The sequence below is a fragment of the Pantoea sp. FN0305 genome, assembly GCF_050113845.1.
GTDB classification, from domain to species: Bacteria; Pseudomonadota; Gammaproteobacteria; order Enterobacterales; family Enterobacteriaceae; genus Mixta; species Mixta alhagi.
Map to the genome: position 1 here is coordinate 1 of NZ_JBNJSN010000009.1, position 15,664 is coordinate 15,664.

Here is a 15,664-nt window from a genome sequence, read left to right on the forward strand (position 1 = left end):
GAATTTGCCTGGCGGCGAGAGCGCGGTGGTCCCACCTGACCCCATGCCGAACTCAGAAGTGAAACGCCGCAGCGCCGATGGTAGTGTGGGGCCTCCCCATGCGAGAGTAGGGAACTGCCAGGCATCAAATTTAGTGTGCTGATATGGCTCAGTTGGTAGAGCGCACCCTTGGTAAGGGTGAGGTCCCCAGTTCGACTCTGGGTATCAGCACCAGTTTTATCAGGGCGGCAGTAATGTGGCCCATGCTTAAAAAGCAACAGTTTAAATAAGTCGTCTTAGACAACTTATAAAAAGATTTGCCTGGCGGCAAGAGCGCGGTGGTCCCACCTGACCCCATGCCGAACTCAGAAGTGAAACGCCGTAGCGCCGATGGTAGTGTGGGGTCTCCCCATGCGAGAGTAGGGAACTGCCAGGCATCAAATAAACGACAGAGCCTCAGCGAAAGCTGAGGCTTTTTCGTTTCTGCTTATCAGAGAAGTTTTGCCGGCCGTTAATAGATATATTCTGTTGGGCAGTTAGAAACTATCTACCCCAGCCCAGCCCAGCCCAGCCCAGCCCAGCCCAGCCCAGTTCGGAGTAGATCTCAAAACTGGCTTAATGAATAACCTGCGATAAAAACATACGCGTACGTTCTGATTTAGGATACGCGAAGAATTCTTCAGGCGGTGCCTGTTCTACAATCTCCCCGCAATCCATAAAAATCACCCGATCGGCCACGGTACGGGCGAATCCCATCTCATGTGTGACGCAAAGCATCGTCATACCATCTTCTGCCAGACCAATCATGGTATCCAAAACTTCTTTTACCATCTCAGGATCAAGCGCTGATGTTGGCTCATCGAACAGCATAATTTTAGGTTTCATACAAAGTGAACGAGCAATCGCTACCCGCTGCTGCTGACCGCCAGAAATCTGTCCGGGAAATTTATGGGCATGTTCAGCGATACGAACCCGCTCAAGGTAATGTATCGCTAACGCCTCAGCCTCTTTTTTTGGCGTCTTTCGCACCCAGATTGGCGCAAGGGTACAGTTCTGCAACACTGTGAGATGCGGGAAAAGATTAAAATGCTGGAATACCATGCCGACTTCAGTACGGACTTTTTCAATATTGCGCAGGTCGTTATTTAAATGAATGCCATCCACAATGATTCGTCCCTGCTGATGCTCTTCAAGATGATTAATGCAGCGTATTGTTGTTGATTTTCCGGAGCCAGAAGGGCCGCACAGCACGATACGTTCACGCGGTTTTACCGTGAGGTTAATATTTTTCAGCACATGAAACTGCCCGTACCACTTGTTCACATTTTCAAGCGTAATCATTGTATCTGTAGAATGAGTCACTGGTTTCATTAGAATACTCCTTAATGTGCTTTACGCCCGGTGTTAAAACGGTTTTCAAGGTGCTGACTGTAACGCGACATACCGAAGCAAAAGATCCAGTAAACCAGCGCAGCAAAAACGTAGCCTTCGGTCGACGTACCGAGCCAGGCTGGATCGACAGTAGCCTGCTGTACGCTACTGAACAGATCAAACAGACCGATAATGATTACCAGGCTGGTATCTTTGAACAGGGCGATAATGGTATTGACCAGGCCAGGGATGGTGAGTTTGAGAGCCTGAGGGAGAATAACCAGCAGTTGGGTTTTCCAGTAGCCGAGCGCCAAAGATTCCGCCGCTTCAGTTTGTCCTTTTGGCAACGCCTGTAATCCGCCGCGCACCACTTCTGCAACATAGGCCGACTGAAAGAAAATAACGCCAACCAGGGCCCGTACCAGCTTATCTATCGATGTTCCCTCAGCCATAAACAGCGGCAGCATAACGGATGACATAAAAAGTACGGTAATCAGGGGCACGCCGCGCCAGAACTCAATGAAAATCACTGACAGCGCCCGTACCACCGGCAGGGTTGAGCGGCGTCCCAGAGCCAGTAAAATGCCCAGCGGTAAAGCGCCGGCAATCCCAACAGCCGCAATAATCAACGTCAGCGTTAAACCACCCCATTGACGCGTTTCTACGCGCTCAAGGCCAAACAGACCGCCATAGAGCATCAGCCAGACAAAAAGGGGAAATACCATAGCCCAGACGGCAATATAGCGACCACGGCGTGGCATTTGCCTGATAAACATTGGTATAAGAGAAAGCAGCCCGATGATTAACGTAATATTGATACGCCAGCGCAGTTCATGCGGATAAAGCCCATACATAAATTGGCCAAAACGGGCATGAATAAATACCCAGCATGCCCCTTCTTTTGTACAGTCGGTACGGCTTTCGCCAAACCAGTTAGCTTGAAAAATCAACCAGTTCAGCGCAGGCGGGATAACGCTCCATATAATCCATAAGCAGAGCAAAGTAAGCAGCGTATTGAACCAGCTGGAAAAAAGATTTTTCTGAGCCCACCGCGACATGCGCATAACAACATTTGTCGGGACGGGAGACGGATCGTGTGTGGTTACTGTCATGGTAAGCCGTACCTTTTAACGTTCAACCAGGGCGATTTTGCGGTTGTAGATGTTCATAAGTAGCGAGATCAACAGGCTGATCGTCAGATAAACCGCCATCGTCATGGCAATCGTCTCTATTGCCTGGCCGGTCTGGTTAAGAACCGTGCCGGCAAACAGCGAAACCATATCGGGATAGCCGATGGCAGCCGCCAGCGAGGAGTTTTTTACGATATTCAGATACTGGCTGGTTAGCGGTGGAATAATGACCCGCATCGCTTGCGGAAGGATGACCTGTCGCAAGCTAACCGGATTAGGCAAGCCCAACGACATGGCTGCTTCATGTTGTCCATGCGGTACTGATTGAATGCCTGAACGGATCACCTCGGCAATAAACGAAGAGGTATAAATAGAGAGCGCCAGGGTGAGCGCAGCCAGTTCAGGTATCAATACAAAACCGCCACGAAAGTTAAAACCACGCAGTGCAGGAATATCCCAGTGCATCGCCGCGCCGAACAGCAAATGTGCGATCAGCGGTAAAATAACCAGCATTGCTACAGCTGCGGGCCAGGTGCGGCGTAGCCTGCCGGTTTTCAACTGATAGTTGCGATTAAAACGAAACTGGGCAACGGTAGCGATAGTGGCCAACAGCAGGGCGACGATAAAAGGCCACGTCCCCGGAGCATACTCCGGCCAGGGAATATAAAGCCCGCGATTACTGATAAACGCCAGATCAAAAGCATTCAGCGCCTGCCTGGGCCCGGGCAAATTACGCAGCACGGCGAAGTACCAGAAGAATATTTGCAGCAGCGGCGGGATATTACGGAAGGTTTCGATATAGAAGGTTGAGATTTTACGCAGCAGCCAGTTATCAGAAAGGCGCGCCAGACCGATAAAAAAGCCCAGCACGCAAGCAAAAACAATACAAAGCGCAGAGACCAGCAGCGTATTGGTTAAGCCAACCAGAAAAACACGCGCATAGGTATCGCCGTCAGAATAATCGATAAGGTGCTGAACGATCCCGAAACCAGCGCTGCGTTCCAGGAAGCCGAAGCCGGAGGTAATGCCCCGGTTGGCCAGATTGAGAACGGTATTATGGATGAGATATCCCACTACGGCGAAAACGGCGACAACGGCGAAAATCTGGTAAAGCCAGGCGCGAACCGCAGGATTAGAGAATGAAAAGTCCCTTTTCACGGTTGGGCGTTGAGACATGATCGACCTCAAAAGCGAAAATACTGGCGAGGGCACCGTAGCGGTGCCCGGTGTACTGGCAGGAATTAACGTACGGGAGGCGCGTATTGGATGCCGCCATCTTTCCAGAGCGCGTTTTGCCCACGCGCTATTTTAAGCGGGCTATCTTTACCTACGTTGCGATCGAAACTCTCCTGATAGTTGCCGACCTGTTTGATGATGTTATAAGCCCATTTATTATCCAGCTTCAGATTTTTACCGAAATCGCCTTCTGAACCCAGCAAATGCGCCATATCCGGCGTGCTGGGTTTGGCCACCATTTGGTCGACGTTTTTCGAGTTGATGCCCATCTCTTCGGCATTCAGCATGGCGTAGAAAGACCATTTTACGATAGTGAACCAGTCATCATCACCTCGACGAACAACCGGGCCAAGCGGTTCTTTTGAAATCACTTCAGGCAGGACAATAAATTCGTCAGGCTTGCCCAGCTTGATGCGCAAGGCATAGAGTTGTGACTGATCGGAAGCCAGCGTATCGCAGCGACCGCTGTCGAGCGCCTTCGCTGACTCATCGGAGCGATCGAAGGTTACGGGCGTGTACTGCATCTTGTTTGCTTTAAAGTAATCCGCCACGTTTAGCTCAGTATCGGTCCCGGCCTGGATACATACGGTGGCACCATCAAGCTCTTTCGCACTTTTCAGCCCGGCTTTGTTATGGGTAAGAAAGCCGATGCCATCATAGTAGTTGACGCCAGCAAACAGGAAGCCCATCCCGCCGTCGCGTGAGGATGTCCATGTCGTGTTACGCGATAAAATATCCACTTCTCCCGATTGCAGGGCAGTAAAGCGCTCTTTAGCGGTAAGCGGGGTATATTTAACTTTGCTTGCGTCGCCAAATAGCGCAGCGGCGGTGGCCCGGCACAAATCGACATCCAGTCCGGTAAATTTACCGTTGGCATCAGCCCAGGAAAATCCTGGCAGACCATCGCTAATCCCGCACTGAATAAACCCTTTCTTTTTAATGGCGTCAAGCGTAGCGCCGGCATGAGCCTGATTCGCGATAGCCAGCAGCGACGCGGTAGCTAACACAGCGGAAAGCATCATTTTATTCATAAATCATCCTGTGTGGCGTGATCATATCGTTATGGGGTGACGAGCGCTTGTGCTGCGCTTTTCCTGTCTGCGGCGGTTAGCCATTCACAACAGTGCAAGGAGAGTGCCAGAATTGCAGGATCCTGGTTCTTTGTAGAAACGCGATTAATAACGGAAGGTAACGGAAAAGTTTGGCTACTATCGCGCACCAGTATGAGGCGAGGTAAGGTGTGGCGATCACAAAGAGTGCAAGAGTGCAAGAGTGCAAGAGTGCAAGAGTGCAAGAGTGCAAGAGTGCAAGAGTTTAAGAGTTAAAGAGTTAAAGAGTTAAAGAGGATAACTGGAATGTGAACTGGCGCGCACATTACACTTGTGCCGCAACCTGCATAAAAAAGCCCGTTAGTGTTACCACTAACGGGCTTTCATCGATCGGATTAACTAATAGAGTGAGGCAGTGCCTACCGGACGGGTTTTAAAACGTCGGTGTAGCCATAGATATTGGCTGGGCGCGCGCAGAATTTCCCGTTCAATAATTTTATTCATATAGGCAGCGGCAGCCTGTTCATCTTCCAGCGGATAGTTTTCCAGCTCTGGCTGTATAACCAGTTCATATCCCTGGCCGCGCTCTTTACGAATCAACACCACGGTAATCATCGCCGGTTTCGCCATGCGGGCCAGCATAAAGGTACCGTTAGTGGTCGCCGCCTGCGGAACCGCAAAAAGCGGAGCGAATACGCTGCCTTTCGGGCCGTAATCCTGATCGGGAGCAAACCATACGGCCTCGCCTTGCTTAAGCGCTTTTACCATACCGCGCAGGTCACGACGATCGATCATGGCTTTATTAGAGCGCATACGGCCTTTGGTTTGCACCCATTCCATCAGCTTGTTGTTATGCGGGCGGTACATCGCCATCATCGGCTGACACAGACCCATCGTGCGGCCGCCCAATTCCAGCGACATAAAATGCACGCCAATAATCAGCGCGCCGCGTTTGTTTTTCTGTGCTGCATGGAGGTTATGTAAACCATTAACGGTAAACCAGCGCTTTACGCGTGCGTCGGACCAAAACCACGCCATGCCGGTTTCCATCAGGCCCATGCCTAACGATTCGAAATTATGGATGATGCGCTGTTCCAGCTCAGATGGGCTAAGATCGGGGAAGCAGAGCTCTAAATTACGACGTGTAATACGTACGCGGCGCGGCAAAAAGCGCATCGAGGTACGACCCATCCAGACACCCAGCTTCTCAAGCAGCGGAAAAGGAAGCTGAACCAACAGAAACAGAACGCCAAGACCAAACCAGGTAAGCCAGTGGCGAGGATGCAGCATATCAAGGGTAAAACGTGGTGATGATTTCATGACGCTCTCATATGCGTAAAAAAAGATGTAACGCATAAAGATGGCAATCAGTCGCGGTACAGTTTCTCAGACAACGATGGTACACAGAAGTTAGGCCGGGCAGGCCAGATTTACAAAAAACGGACAATTCTTGAGGTCCAGACATTAAAAAAGGCGCATCCGAATGGAGCGCCTTTTTTCACAGCGAAGAAATTAATTCATGCCGTATTTTTTCAGTTTCTTACGCAGCGTACCGCGGTTGATACCCATCATCAGGGCTGCACGGGTCTGGTTGCCACGGGTATATTGCATCACCATGTCCAACAGAGGCTGCTCTACTTCAGCCAGTACCAGCTCATACAGATCATTAACATCCTGACCATTCAGTTGAGCAAAATAGTTCTTCAGTGCCTGTTTTACCGAATCACGCAGCGGCTTTTGCGTCACCTGATCCTGTGAGTTAACGGTAGAAACGGTCAGTACGTCAGAATTTACGCGTTGTTCGAACATAGTTCTGTCAGCTCTTTATTTCGTTTACGCAAGTTTTTCGAAGTATGCCTCCAACGCCTCCAGCTGTTCGCTGGCATCCTCAATGGCGTTGAATGTGCGCCGAAACTGGTCGTTTGGGGCGTTTTCCTGGAGATACCAGGAAACGTGTTTTCGTGCAATACGGTATCCCTTGCCGTGACCGTAAAAGTCGTGCAGTTCCCGTATATGCCCGATGAGCAAGCGCTTCACTTCTGCCAGCGGCATGGGTGGGAGCAACTCCCCAGTGTCCAGATAATGCTGGATTTCCCGGAAGATCCACGGTCTTCCCTGAGCGGCGCGTCCTATCATCAGAGCATCAGCTCCTGTATAGTCGAGCACCGCCCTGGCCTTGTGCGGGTCAGTAATGTCTCCGTTCGCGATAACCGGAATGGAAACGTTCTGCTTAACTGTCCGAATGCTGTCGTATTCAGCGTTGCCATTGAACAAACAGGCGCGGGTTCGGCCATGAATGGTCAAAGCCTGGATACCACAACGTTCAGCCAATTGGGCAATTTCAGTGCAATTACGATTATCTCTATCCCAGCCGGTACGAATCTTTAAGGTAACCGGCACCTCTACTGCATTAACCACAGCGGTAAGAATATTCTTCACCACGTCGGGATATTGCAGCAGCGCAGAGCCTGCCATCTTACGATTAACTTTTTTGGCCGGGCAGCCCATATTGATATCAATAACCTGAGCGCCGGACGCAACATTAATCCGTGCCGCTTCAGCCATTTCATCAGGATCGCAACCGGCAATCTGCACGGCGCGAATTCCGGGCTCGTCACTATGTACCATACGCAAACGAGACTTATCGCTGGCCCAAACCTCTGGGTTTGACGACATCATCTCGGAAACGGTCATTCCGGCCCCCATCTGATAACAGAGCGTTCTGAAAGGCCTGTCAGTAATACCGGCCATCGGAGCGGCTATCAGTTGATTACGGAGCTGGTGTTGTCCAATGCGCATGAAAGAAGTGACCGTATCTACTCGCAAGGCGGCGTATATTACGCATTTTTTACTGAAGATGAAAGGCCAAACTTTGAACAATCATTGGGTGAAAATCATAGAAAAGTCGGTTACTCCATGACCCTTCAAAGTTTATCCTTTAAAAACATGAGTTTAAAATTTCGCGCTTAAATTGTGAGCAAAGATTTTTATTAAAATGTGATCTCATCCACAGGATAAAAGCGGCTTTCCGGCGCTTAAAACCACAGATATAACATCAATAACCCCTCTGAAACCCGCTATGGCTTTACCTGGATAGCGTTAAGGCACACTTATTCCACAATTTGCCGGCCATGGAGCGGCTGCAATGGGCGGTTATTTGCCCTGTGCATCGCTTGCGCAAAACGTGCCAGCTGCGCTTTTGATGCTTCCACCGGCTGTTTCATTACCAGCCATATCACGCCTTCCGTACAGGGCGGGGTGGTCAGGGAACCGCTGAACCGGTAATAATGTTTATCCTGTGGAAAAAGCGATGCAAAAGAGAGGTTTTTATGCAGCGCTTTTTCCTGATTTTGCCGTTGCGGCAACGCATCAAGGATCCAGTCCAGCGCTGGATTGGGCTTACCGGCTACCAGCATGACGGCGACTACCGCCCATTCACCATTACGGTTAGCATGAACGAAATGCACCTCCAGCGGAAAGCTTTGACCGTTGATATGATTTTCGCTCGGGGTATGAAAATGGAACTGCTTTAGCTCCCAGCTTTGCCTGTCCAGCATAAAGCTATTTCCATGCCCAACAGCGATTTGGATCGTGTGACCGTTGTTGATAATGCTGGCTGCCAGGGTGGAGAAATCAACCGTTAACGGCGGCAGATTTCCCGCTACAGGATCGCTGATATCAATGGGTGACTGGTATCGTCCTTTATTGCAGAAAAACCACTGCTCGTTGAGTTCGCTCCAGTGCCCTGGTGAAGCACTCCCTTCATATGACCATTGATTTTCCGCAAGGGCCGATGCCGCCCAGGCCAGCGGCAAGCTCAGCAGCACGGCTATTGTTTTTTGCATCTTGCTATCCCTTTTTTGTTTATCAGAGGCGTCTCAGCGCCTTACCGATCGAAGCAGGAAGCTTTGAACCGTGCTGATAGTACAAAAAGCAGACAGTTATCTGTAAGTAGAAAAGAGGAAAAAGGAAATGGCGCGTTGCGATAGCCGTTCACAACGCGCGGGCAGGCAGGCTTAGCGGCGAATACCGGTAATGCGGCACCATTCCTCTTTTTCCGCCACAGGGTCAAGCTCAAAGCGTTCGCTGTAAGCTTCACAAACGCTGTCTGCCTGACTGGCAAGAATACCCGACAGACCTAAATGGCCACCCGTTTTCGGCAGGACGCTGATAAGCGGTGCCAGCTCACGTAGCGGTCCGGCAAGGATATTCGCGACCACCACATCAGCGCTCAGGTTATCCGGCTGCTGGTGGGGCAGATAGAGCGATAAGCGTTCGGATACGCCATTGCGTTCGGCATTATCGCGGCTGGCCTGAATGGCCTGCGGATCGATATCGATCCCGATCGCCTGCGCAGCGCCAAGCTTCAGGGCTGCGATAGCGAGAATACCGGAGCCACAGCCGAAATCGATCACGGTTTTGCCCTGTAGATCCAGCCCGTCAAGCCAGCTCAGGCACATCGCGGTCGTGGGATGCGTACCGGTTCCAAAAGCGAGACCCGGATCGAGCATCACATTAACCGCAGTGGGATCGGGCACGTCGCGCCAGCTTGGGCAGATCCATAAACGTTGCCCAAAGCGCATCGGATGGAAATTTTCCATCCATTCGCGTTCCCAGTCTTTATCTTCGATCTGTTCGATCTTATGGCGAAAGCCCTGGCCCAGCAGCGGATCCTGCTCCAGTAGGCTAACCACTTCCGCCATATCCGTTTCGGCATCAAACAGGCCGATAGCATCGGTATCGCCCCACAGGCGCGTCTCGCCCGGCAGCGGCTCAAACACCGGCGTATCGTGAGTATCCTGGAAGGTTACCGACACGGCTCCCTGTTCCATTAACAGGTCACCCAGCGCTTCTGCATCCGCGCCGGTTGTGTTGATCTTGATTTGTATCCAGGGCATAGCGATTCTCTTTATTCATACAGTGAGGAGGCGTCCGACGCTGAAGCCGGGCGACCAAACTGGTTACCGATAATAAATGCCAGCAGGCTTAACAGCAGGGCCGGCACGATAGGATGAAAGCCTGCTGGCTGCAGCTGCAGCGCTGCCAACAGGGTATAACAGGTCGCGCCGACAATCATCGCACTCAGAGCGCCGGCGGCATTGGCTTTTTCCCAATAGAGGCCTAACACCAGCGGCCAGAGAAAGACCGCCTCCAGCCCGCCGAACGCCAGCAGATTCAGCCAGATCAACATATCGGGCGGATTCCACGCCGCCAGCAGCAGCAACATCCCCAGCACCAGCGTAACGATGCCGGAAAGACGGCGCAGCCGTGGCTCGTTCTCCAGCTGCTGTGGATAAAGCCGCAGATAAAGATCTTTAACGATCGTTGCAGAGGATTGCAGCAGCTGAGCATTGATCGTCGACATAATTGCCGCCATCGGCGCGGCCAGAAAGATCCCGGCGGCAAAGGGTGGCAGGACGGTCAGCATCAGGGTGGGAATAACCCGATCCGGGATAGTCAGATCGGGCAGCAGCGCACGACCGAGCGCACCAGCCAAATGCATACCAAACACCATCACCGAAACCACTATCGTGCCAACGATAATGCCGCGATGCACCGCTTTGCTGTTTTTATAGGAGATGCAACGCACGGCGGTATGGGGCAGGCCGATAACGCCAAAACAGACCAGAACAATAAAAGAAGAGAGAAAAGTAGGCGTAATAATATTATCGACGCCCTGCGGCGTGACCAGACGTGGATCGATATGCTGCAGTTTACTCACCGCCGCATGCATACCGCCTGCCTCATGTATCACGGCGAACAGCAGCAAAAAGGTGCCGATCAGCATCACCAATCCCTGCATTGCATCGTTCAGCACGCTGGCACGAAAACCACCGAACGCGGTATAGAGCGCAATGGTACCGCCGAAAATCAGCAAACCGGTATCGTATGGAATGCCAGCTGCGGTTTCCAGCAGCCGGGCGCCGCCGATAAACTGTACGGTCATGGCACCAACAAACGCCACCAGCAGGCTAATGCTGGCCAGCCAAACCACCAGCGAGCTGCGGTAGCGCGCATAAAGCATATCGTTAAGGGTCACCGCATTGTAACGTCGCGCCAGAATGGCGAACTTTTTACCCAGCACACCAAGCGATAACCAAACGGCGGGAACCTGAATCATCGCCAGCAGTACCCAGCCCAGCCCATATTTATATGCTGCGCCAGGCCCGCCAATAAAGGAGCTGGCGCTGATATAGGTAGTGGTCAGCGTCATTGCCAGTACGAAGCCGCCCATAGAGCGTCCGCCAAGAAAATATTCGTTAAGAAAGTTTCCCTGACGACGTTTACGCATGGCGTAGACCGAGAGCAGGGCAATCAGCAGCAGGTAACCAAGCAGGGGAAGAATAACTTCAGTTTGCATCATCATCCTCCAGCGGAATATCACGGAAGCAGACGCGAACCATCAACCAGCACAGGAAAATAAACAGTAGGGGCGCAAACAGACAGGAAAGCTCGAACCAGCGCGGCAGGCCGGTAAAGCCGGGTTGTACACCGCCCAGCCAGGCTGCAAGCGCCCAGACGGTAAGATAAGCCACTGCCAGCCAGAAGGACCAGCGGGCCTCACGGTGTGCCTGAATAAAGCGCGTATCGAGAGAAGTGCTTTTCATCATCAGCAAAACCAGAAAGAAAAAGGCCGGACAAGCCGGCCTCAGACAGGGCAACAGAAAAATTATTTCTCTGCCAGACCCAGCTTTTTCTCCAGATAGTGGATATTGGTACCACCGTGCTGGAAGTTTTCATCGCACATGATCTTCATCTGCAGTTCGACGTTGGTTTTAATCCCGTCGATGATCAGCTCAGCCAGCGCGTTTTTCATGCGGGCAATCGCCACGTCACGGTTTTCACCGTAAGTGATCAGCTTGCCAATCATGGAGTCATAGTACGGCGGTACGGTGTAACCGGCATAAATATGCGATTCCCAACGTACACCAAAACCACCCGGCGCATGGAAGCGCGTGATTTTGCCCGGACTTGGCAGGAACGTATTCGGATCTTCCGCGTTGATACGGCACTCCACCGCGTGGCCTTTCACCACAACTTCTTCCTGCTTGATCGACAGCGGCTGACCTGCAGCCACACGCAGCTGCTCTTTGATCAGATCCACGCCGGTAATCATTTCGGTCACCGGATGCTCAACCTGAATACGGGTGTTCATCTCAATAAAGTAGAACTCGCCGTTTTCATACAGGAACTCAAAAGTACCCGCGCCGCGATAGCCGATCTCAACGCAGGCCTGGGTGCAGCGCTCACCGATATAACGGCGCATTTCAGCGGTAATACCTGGTGCAGGCGCTTCTTCCACGACTTTCTGGTGACGGCGCTGCATAGAACAGTCGCGTTCAGCCAAGTAGATCGCGTTGCCCTGGCCGTCAGCCAACACCTGAATTTCGATGTGGCGTGGGTTTTCCAGGTACTTCTCCATATAAACCATGTCGTTGTTGAAAGCGGCTTTCGCTTCCGCACGCGTCATGCTGATGGAGTTTTCCAGCTCTTTATCGCTGCGGACAACGCGCATACCGCGTCCGCCGCCGCCGCCGGAGGCTTTGATAATGACCGGATAGCCGATGCGTTTCGCGATCGACCGGTTCTTATCCATATCATCGCCCAGCGGGCCGTCAGAGCCAGGCACGCAAGGCACGCCCGCTTTTTTCATCGCGTTAATCGCGGAAACTTTATCGCCCATCAGACGAATCGTTTCGGCACGAGGGCCGATGAAAATAAAGCCGGAGCGCTCAACCTGCTCGGCAAAATCAGCGTTTTCTGACAGGAAGCCGTAGCCCGGGTGAATAGCTACCGCGCCGGTGATTTCCGCAGCGGAGATCAACGCCGGAATATTCAGATAACTTTTTACAGACGGCGCCGGACCGATACAAACAGTCTCGTCTGCCAACAGCACATGTTTTAAATCACGATCCGCGGTGGAGTGTACTGCAACGGTTTTGATGCCTAATTCTTTACAGGCACGCAAAATACGCAGGGCAATCTCACCACGGTTGGCAATAACAATTTTATCCAGCATGGTTCGCCTCGTTATTCGATGACGACCAGCGGCTCGTCAAACTCAACAGGTTGACCGCTCTCGACCAGGATAGCTTTAACCACGCCCGCCTTGTCTGCTTCGATCTGGTTCATCATTTTCATGGCTTCAACGATGCACAGGGTATCGCCGATATTCACCTTCTGGCCCACTTCAACAAACGCTTTAGCGTCCGGGCTAGGGGTACGGTAGAACGTCCCGACCATCGGTGAGCGAACAATGTGACCACTCAGTTCAGCGGCAGCAGGCGATTCAATAGCCGGCGCGCTGGCTGGGGCAACGGCGGTCGCCAGCGCCGGCTGCGGAGCCGGTACGGCGTAAGCCTGTTGCATCATGGGATAAGGAGCGGCTGCAGGTGCGCGGCTGATACGAACTGATTCTTCGCCTTCGGAAATTTCAAGTTCAGCGATACCGGATTCTTCAACCAGTTCGATCAGTTTTTTAATCTTACGAATATCCATGAGTGTGGTTCCGTACTCTGTTTAATTTGATTTTGACAGGCGTTTTACTGCCGTTTGTAAAGCCCAGGAGTAACCGTCGACGCCAAGTCCACAGATTACGCCGGCAGCAATATCAGAAAGCCAGGAATGGTGGCGGAAAGACTCACGGGCATGCACGTTGGTGATATGTACCTCGATAAAAGGAATATCCACCGCCAGCAACGCATCACGTAGCGCAACGCTGGTATGCGTGAACGCCGCCGGGTTGATAATGATGTAATCAACATTGCCTTTCGCCTCGTGAACACGATCAATCAGAACGTGTTCTGCATTCGACTGTAAATGGCTTAATTTCACATTTAACGCGCTGGCCTGCGATGTCAGATCGTCTACGATCCCGGACAGCGTGTCATGCCCATATTTGTCTGGCTCACGCGTCCCCAATAAATTGAGGTTGGGGCCATTCAAGAGCAGAATATGAAAATCATGCGCCATTTTGCTGCTATCTCCTGCAATAAGTGAGGCATCGCGTAAAATACCTCGTGAAAAGCCATTTGTCACCTTTCTGAAGTGAAAAAGAGTCTTTCATAGCAACCGAAGCCGGGCATTATATCTATTTCGTTACTTTTCGCAGCTAAATACTGGTCGTATCTGCGGAGATTATCAACGCAGGCGGCAAAAGTTTCCTGGGAGTTAGACAGATATGTGGGATGCGGCACAAATTATGCCGCTATTTAGACCACCATCGGCGAAATTTCTTATAACGCCAGGCCAGCAGGATTATGGCCAGTAATGCGTAAATAAGCGGCTGCGGAGAGAGTGCTTTTACGGACCAGATATAGTGAACTGGCGCGAGAATCGCCACCAGATAGACAAAGTTATGCAGCGTTTGCCAGCGAGGTCCCATTTTACGCTGGAATTTTTGTAATGAGGTTACCGCCAGCGCCAGCAGCATCGCCCAGCTGATAATGCCCAGCGTTAAATAGGGACGTGAAATAAGCTCTGAACCCAGCAGCGACAGATTACTGATTCCCAGTTCCAACAGCGCATAGCTCACCAGATGCAGCGTAGCCCAGGCAAAGCACCATAAACCCAGCAGGCGGCGCACACGAATCAGCAGCGGCTGACGGCCATAGCGCGCCAGCGGAGACACCAGCAGCGTAGCCAGCAAAAACTTTAGCGCCATACGCCCGGTAAAATGCTGAACATCTTTTGCCGGATCGGCGCTAAATCCTGTGCCCTGCAGGATGGAAAATATCAGCCACAGCAAGGGCAGTAATCCCGCCAGGTGCAGCAGAACCTTCAGCCCCGTTATCTGTTTTAACGTCAGGCGCACTCAGTAATTCTCCCTTAAATCAAGCCCGCGGTAGAGCGACCCAACCTGCCCGGCATAGCCGTTAAAGAGCTGCGTCGGCTGACGTTTCACATCCAGAATGCCGCCGCTGCCGATAAAGCGTTCGCTGGCCTGCGACCAACGCGGATGGTCTACATACGGGTTGACGTTGGCAAAGAAGCCGTACTCATTCGGTGCCAGCTGATTCCAGGTCGTTGGCGGCTGCTCACGCGTTAGCCTGATATGAACAATCGATTTAATGCCTTTAAAACCATACTTCCACGGCACCGTCAGGCGGATTGGAGCGCCGTTTTGCGGCGGCAGCGCTTTGCCGTAAACGCCGGTGGTAAGCAGCGTCAGCGGATGCATCGCTTCATCCAGACGCAGCCCTTCAACATAGGGATAATCCAGTCCACCGCCAATAAAGCGATCTTTTTGTCCTGGCATCTGATCGGGCGCATAAAGCGTCTGGAAGGCGACATAGCGCGCATGACTGGTGGGTTCAACGGCTTTCAGCAGCGCGCCCAGCTCGAAGCCGACCCAGGGGATCACCATCGACCAGGCCTCCACGCAGCGCATACGGTAAATACGCTGCTGCTGGGGAAAGCGTTTAAAGATATCGTCCATATCCAGCGTGAGCGGTTTCGCCACTTCACCGTCGATGCGGATTTTCCAGTTTTCCGTTTTCAGCGTGCCGGCGTTGGCGGCAGGGTCCGCTTTATCCAGACCAAATTCATAAAAGTTGTTGTAACCGCTGACTTTGTCCTCTGGCGTGAGCGGCAACGCGGACTGCCACGCCTCGGGTTTGCTGAAATCCAGCGGGCGGCCAGCGGGCGCAGGCGGACGATCGTTGCCCCTGAACCAGGAAAGCACATCGGCCCGTGCGCCTCCCGGCACGCTGAGCGCCGCCGCGCCTAAACCCAGCGCCTTAAGCACCTGACGACGCTGCTGGTGGAAAATCGTTTCGGGGGTGATATCCGCTTCGGTGAGCTTATTTACCGGCTTCATGGTTCTACTCCTGTGCAGGCCCTCCGCAGCGCTGGCGGAGAGCAGATAACTAAGCATGAAGCAAAACGTCGAACCAGCGC

At 52.3% G+C, this 15,664-nt stretch carries 16 protein-coding genes, 1 tRNA gene and 2 rRNA genes; 3 read left to right on the forward strand and 16 right to left on the reverse strand.

Features of this window, described 5'->3' with window-relative positions; all coding sequences use genetic code 11:
• Positions 1 to 7 precede the first annotated feature (7 nt).
• The 3 genes from rrf (ACQE3Y_RS16920) to rrf (ACQE3Y_RS16930) all read left to right on the forward strand — a co-directional run bounded on the left by rrf (ACQE3Y_RS16920) (position 8) and on the right by rrf (ACQE3Y_RS16930) (position 415).
• Positions 8 to 123, forward strand: a 5S ribosomal RNA gene (gene rrf, locus ACQE3Y_RS16920).
• A 14-nt stretch (positions 124 to 137) separates the two neighbouring features.
• Positions 138 to 213, forward strand: a tRNA-Thr gene (locus tag ACQE3Y_RS16925).
• An 86-nt stretch (positions 214 to 299) separates the two neighbouring features.
• Positions 300 to 415, forward strand: a 5S ribosomal RNA gene (gene rrf / locus ACQE3Y_RS16930).
• A gap of 179 nt (positions 416 to 594) precedes the next feature.
• Here rrf (ACQE3Y_RS16930) and ACQE3Y_RS16935 read toward each other — a convergent pair.
• From ACQE3Y_RS16935 to msrP, 16 genes are all read right to left on the reverse strand, one after another.
• Positions 595 to 1,350: an amino acid ABC transporter ATP-binding protein gene (locus ACQE3Y_RS16935; RefSeq protein WP_426982136.1), complete on the reverse strand. Its 756-nt coding sequence runs from the start codon at positions 1,348 to 1,350 to the stop codon at positions 595 to 597.
• 11 nt (positions 1,351 to 1,361) lie between these two features.
• On the reverse strand, positions 1,362 to 2,462 hold the full coding sequence (locus ACQE3Y_RS16940) for an amino acid ABC transporter permease (protein ID WP_426982137.1): 1,101 nt from the start codon (positions 2,460 to 2,462) through the stop codon (positions 1,362 to 1,364).
• Between the two features lie 15 nt (positions 2,463 to 2,477).
• A complete protein-coding gene (locus tag ACQE3Y_RS16945) occupies positions 2,478 to 3,656 on the reverse strand; it encodes an amino acid ABC transporter permease (RefSeq protein WP_426982138.1) in 1,179 nt (392 codons plus the stop codon).
• A 65-nt stretch (positions 3,657 to 3,721) separates the two neighbouring features.
• Positions 3,722 to 4,747: an amino acid ABC transporter substrate-binding protein gene (locus ACQE3Y_RS16950; RefSeq protein ID WP_426982139.1), complete on the reverse strand. Its 1,026-nt coding sequence runs from the start codon at positions 4,745 to 4,747 to the stop codon at positions 3,722 to 3,724.
• Between the two features lie 417 nt (positions 4,748 to 5,164).
• Positions 5,165 to 6,085 carry a kdo(2)-lipid IV(A) palmitoleoyltransferase gene (lpxP, locus tag ACQE3Y_RS16955; RefSeq protein ID WP_250651568.1) on the reverse strand — a complete coding sequence of 307 codons (921 nt, stop codon included), beginning with the start codon at positions 6,083 to 6,085 and terminating at the stop codon, positions 5,165 to 5,167.
• Positions 6,086 to 6,277: 192 nt separating this feature from the next.
• Entirely contained in the window at positions 6,278 to 6,574 is a 297-nt protein-coding gene (fis, locus tag ACQE3Y_RS16960; protein WP_000462905.1) for a DNA-binding transcriptional regulator Fis, read from the reverse strand.
• Between the two features lie 24 nt (positions 6,575 to 6,598).
• Positions 6,599 to 7,564: a tRNA dihydrouridine synthase DusB gene (gene dusB / locus ACQE3Y_RS16965; RefSeq protein WP_250651569.1), complete on the reverse strand. Its 966-nt coding sequence runs from the start codon at positions 7,562 to 7,564 to the stop codon at positions 6,599 to 6,601.
• A gap of 311 nt (positions 7,565 to 7,875) precedes the next feature.
• The gene (locus ACQE3Y_RS16970; RefSeq protein ID WP_426982140.1) at positions 7,876 to 8,610 is read right to left on the reverse strand and encodes a carbonic anhydrase; all 735 of its coding nucleotides are present in this window, start codon (positions 8,608 to 8,610) and stop codon (positions 7,876 to 7,878) included.
• 171 nt (positions 8,611 to 8,781) lie between these two features.
• Positions 8,782 to 9,663 (reverse strand): 50S ribosomal protein L11 methyltransferase, encoded by an 882-nt coding sequence (gene prmA / locus ACQE3Y_RS16975; protein ID WP_250651571.1) that lies wholly within the window; start codon positions 9,661 to 9,663, stop codon positions 8,782 to 8,784.
• Positions 9,664 to 9,674: 11 nt separating this feature from the next.
• Entirely contained in the window at positions 9,675 to 11,126 is a 1,452-nt protein-coding gene (panF, locus tag ACQE3Y_RS16980) for a sodium/pantothenate symporter (protein WP_426974878.1), read from the reverse strand.
• A complete protein-coding gene (locus ACQE3Y_RS16985) occupies positions 11,116 to 11,376 on the reverse strand; it encodes a YhdT family protein (RefSeq protein WP_426974877.1) in 261 nt (86 codons plus the stop codon). The genes panF and ACQE3Y_RS16985 overlap by 11 nt, the downstream gene beginning before the upstream one ends.
• A gap of 59 nt (positions 11,377 to 11,435) precedes the next feature.
• Positions 11,436 to 12,785 (reverse strand): acetyl-CoA carboxylase biotin carboxylase subunit, encoded by a 1,350-nt coding sequence (gene accC / locus ACQE3Y_RS16990; protein ID WP_426974876.1) that lies wholly within the window; start codon positions 12,783 to 12,785, stop codon positions 11,436 to 11,438.
• Positions 12,786 to 12,796: 11 nt separating this feature from the next.
• Positions 12,797 to 13,264, reverse strand: coding sequence for an acetyl-CoA carboxylase biotin carboxyl carrier protein (gene accB / locus ACQE3Y_RS16995; protein WP_426974875.1), 468 nt, complete (start codon positions 13,262 to 13,264; stop codon positions 12,797 to 12,799).
• 21 nt (positions 13,265 to 13,285) lie between these two features.
• Positions 13,286 to 13,738, reverse strand: coding sequence for a type II 3-dehydroquinate dehydratase (gene aroQ / locus ACQE3Y_RS17000; protein WP_250651574.1), 453 nt, complete (start codon positions 13,736 to 13,738; stop codon positions 13,286 to 13,288).
• A gap of 235 nt (positions 13,739 to 13,973) precedes the next feature.
• The gene (msrQ, locus tag ACQE3Y_RS17005) at positions 13,974 to 14,579 is read right to left on the reverse strand and encodes a protein-methionine-sulfoxide reductase heme-binding subunit MsrQ (protein ID WP_426982141.1); all 606 of its coding nucleotides are present in this window, start codon (positions 14,577 to 14,579) and stop codon (positions 13,974 to 13,976) included.
• Positions 14,580 to 15,584 carry a protein-methionine-sulfoxide reductase catalytic subunit MsrP gene (gene msrP, locus ACQE3Y_RS17010; protein WP_426982142.1) on the reverse strand — a complete coding sequence of 335 codons (1,005 nt, stop codon included), beginning with the start codon at positions 15,582 to 15,584 and terminating at the stop codon, positions 14,580 to 14,582.
• Positions 15,585 to 15,664 lie beyond the last annotated feature (80 nt).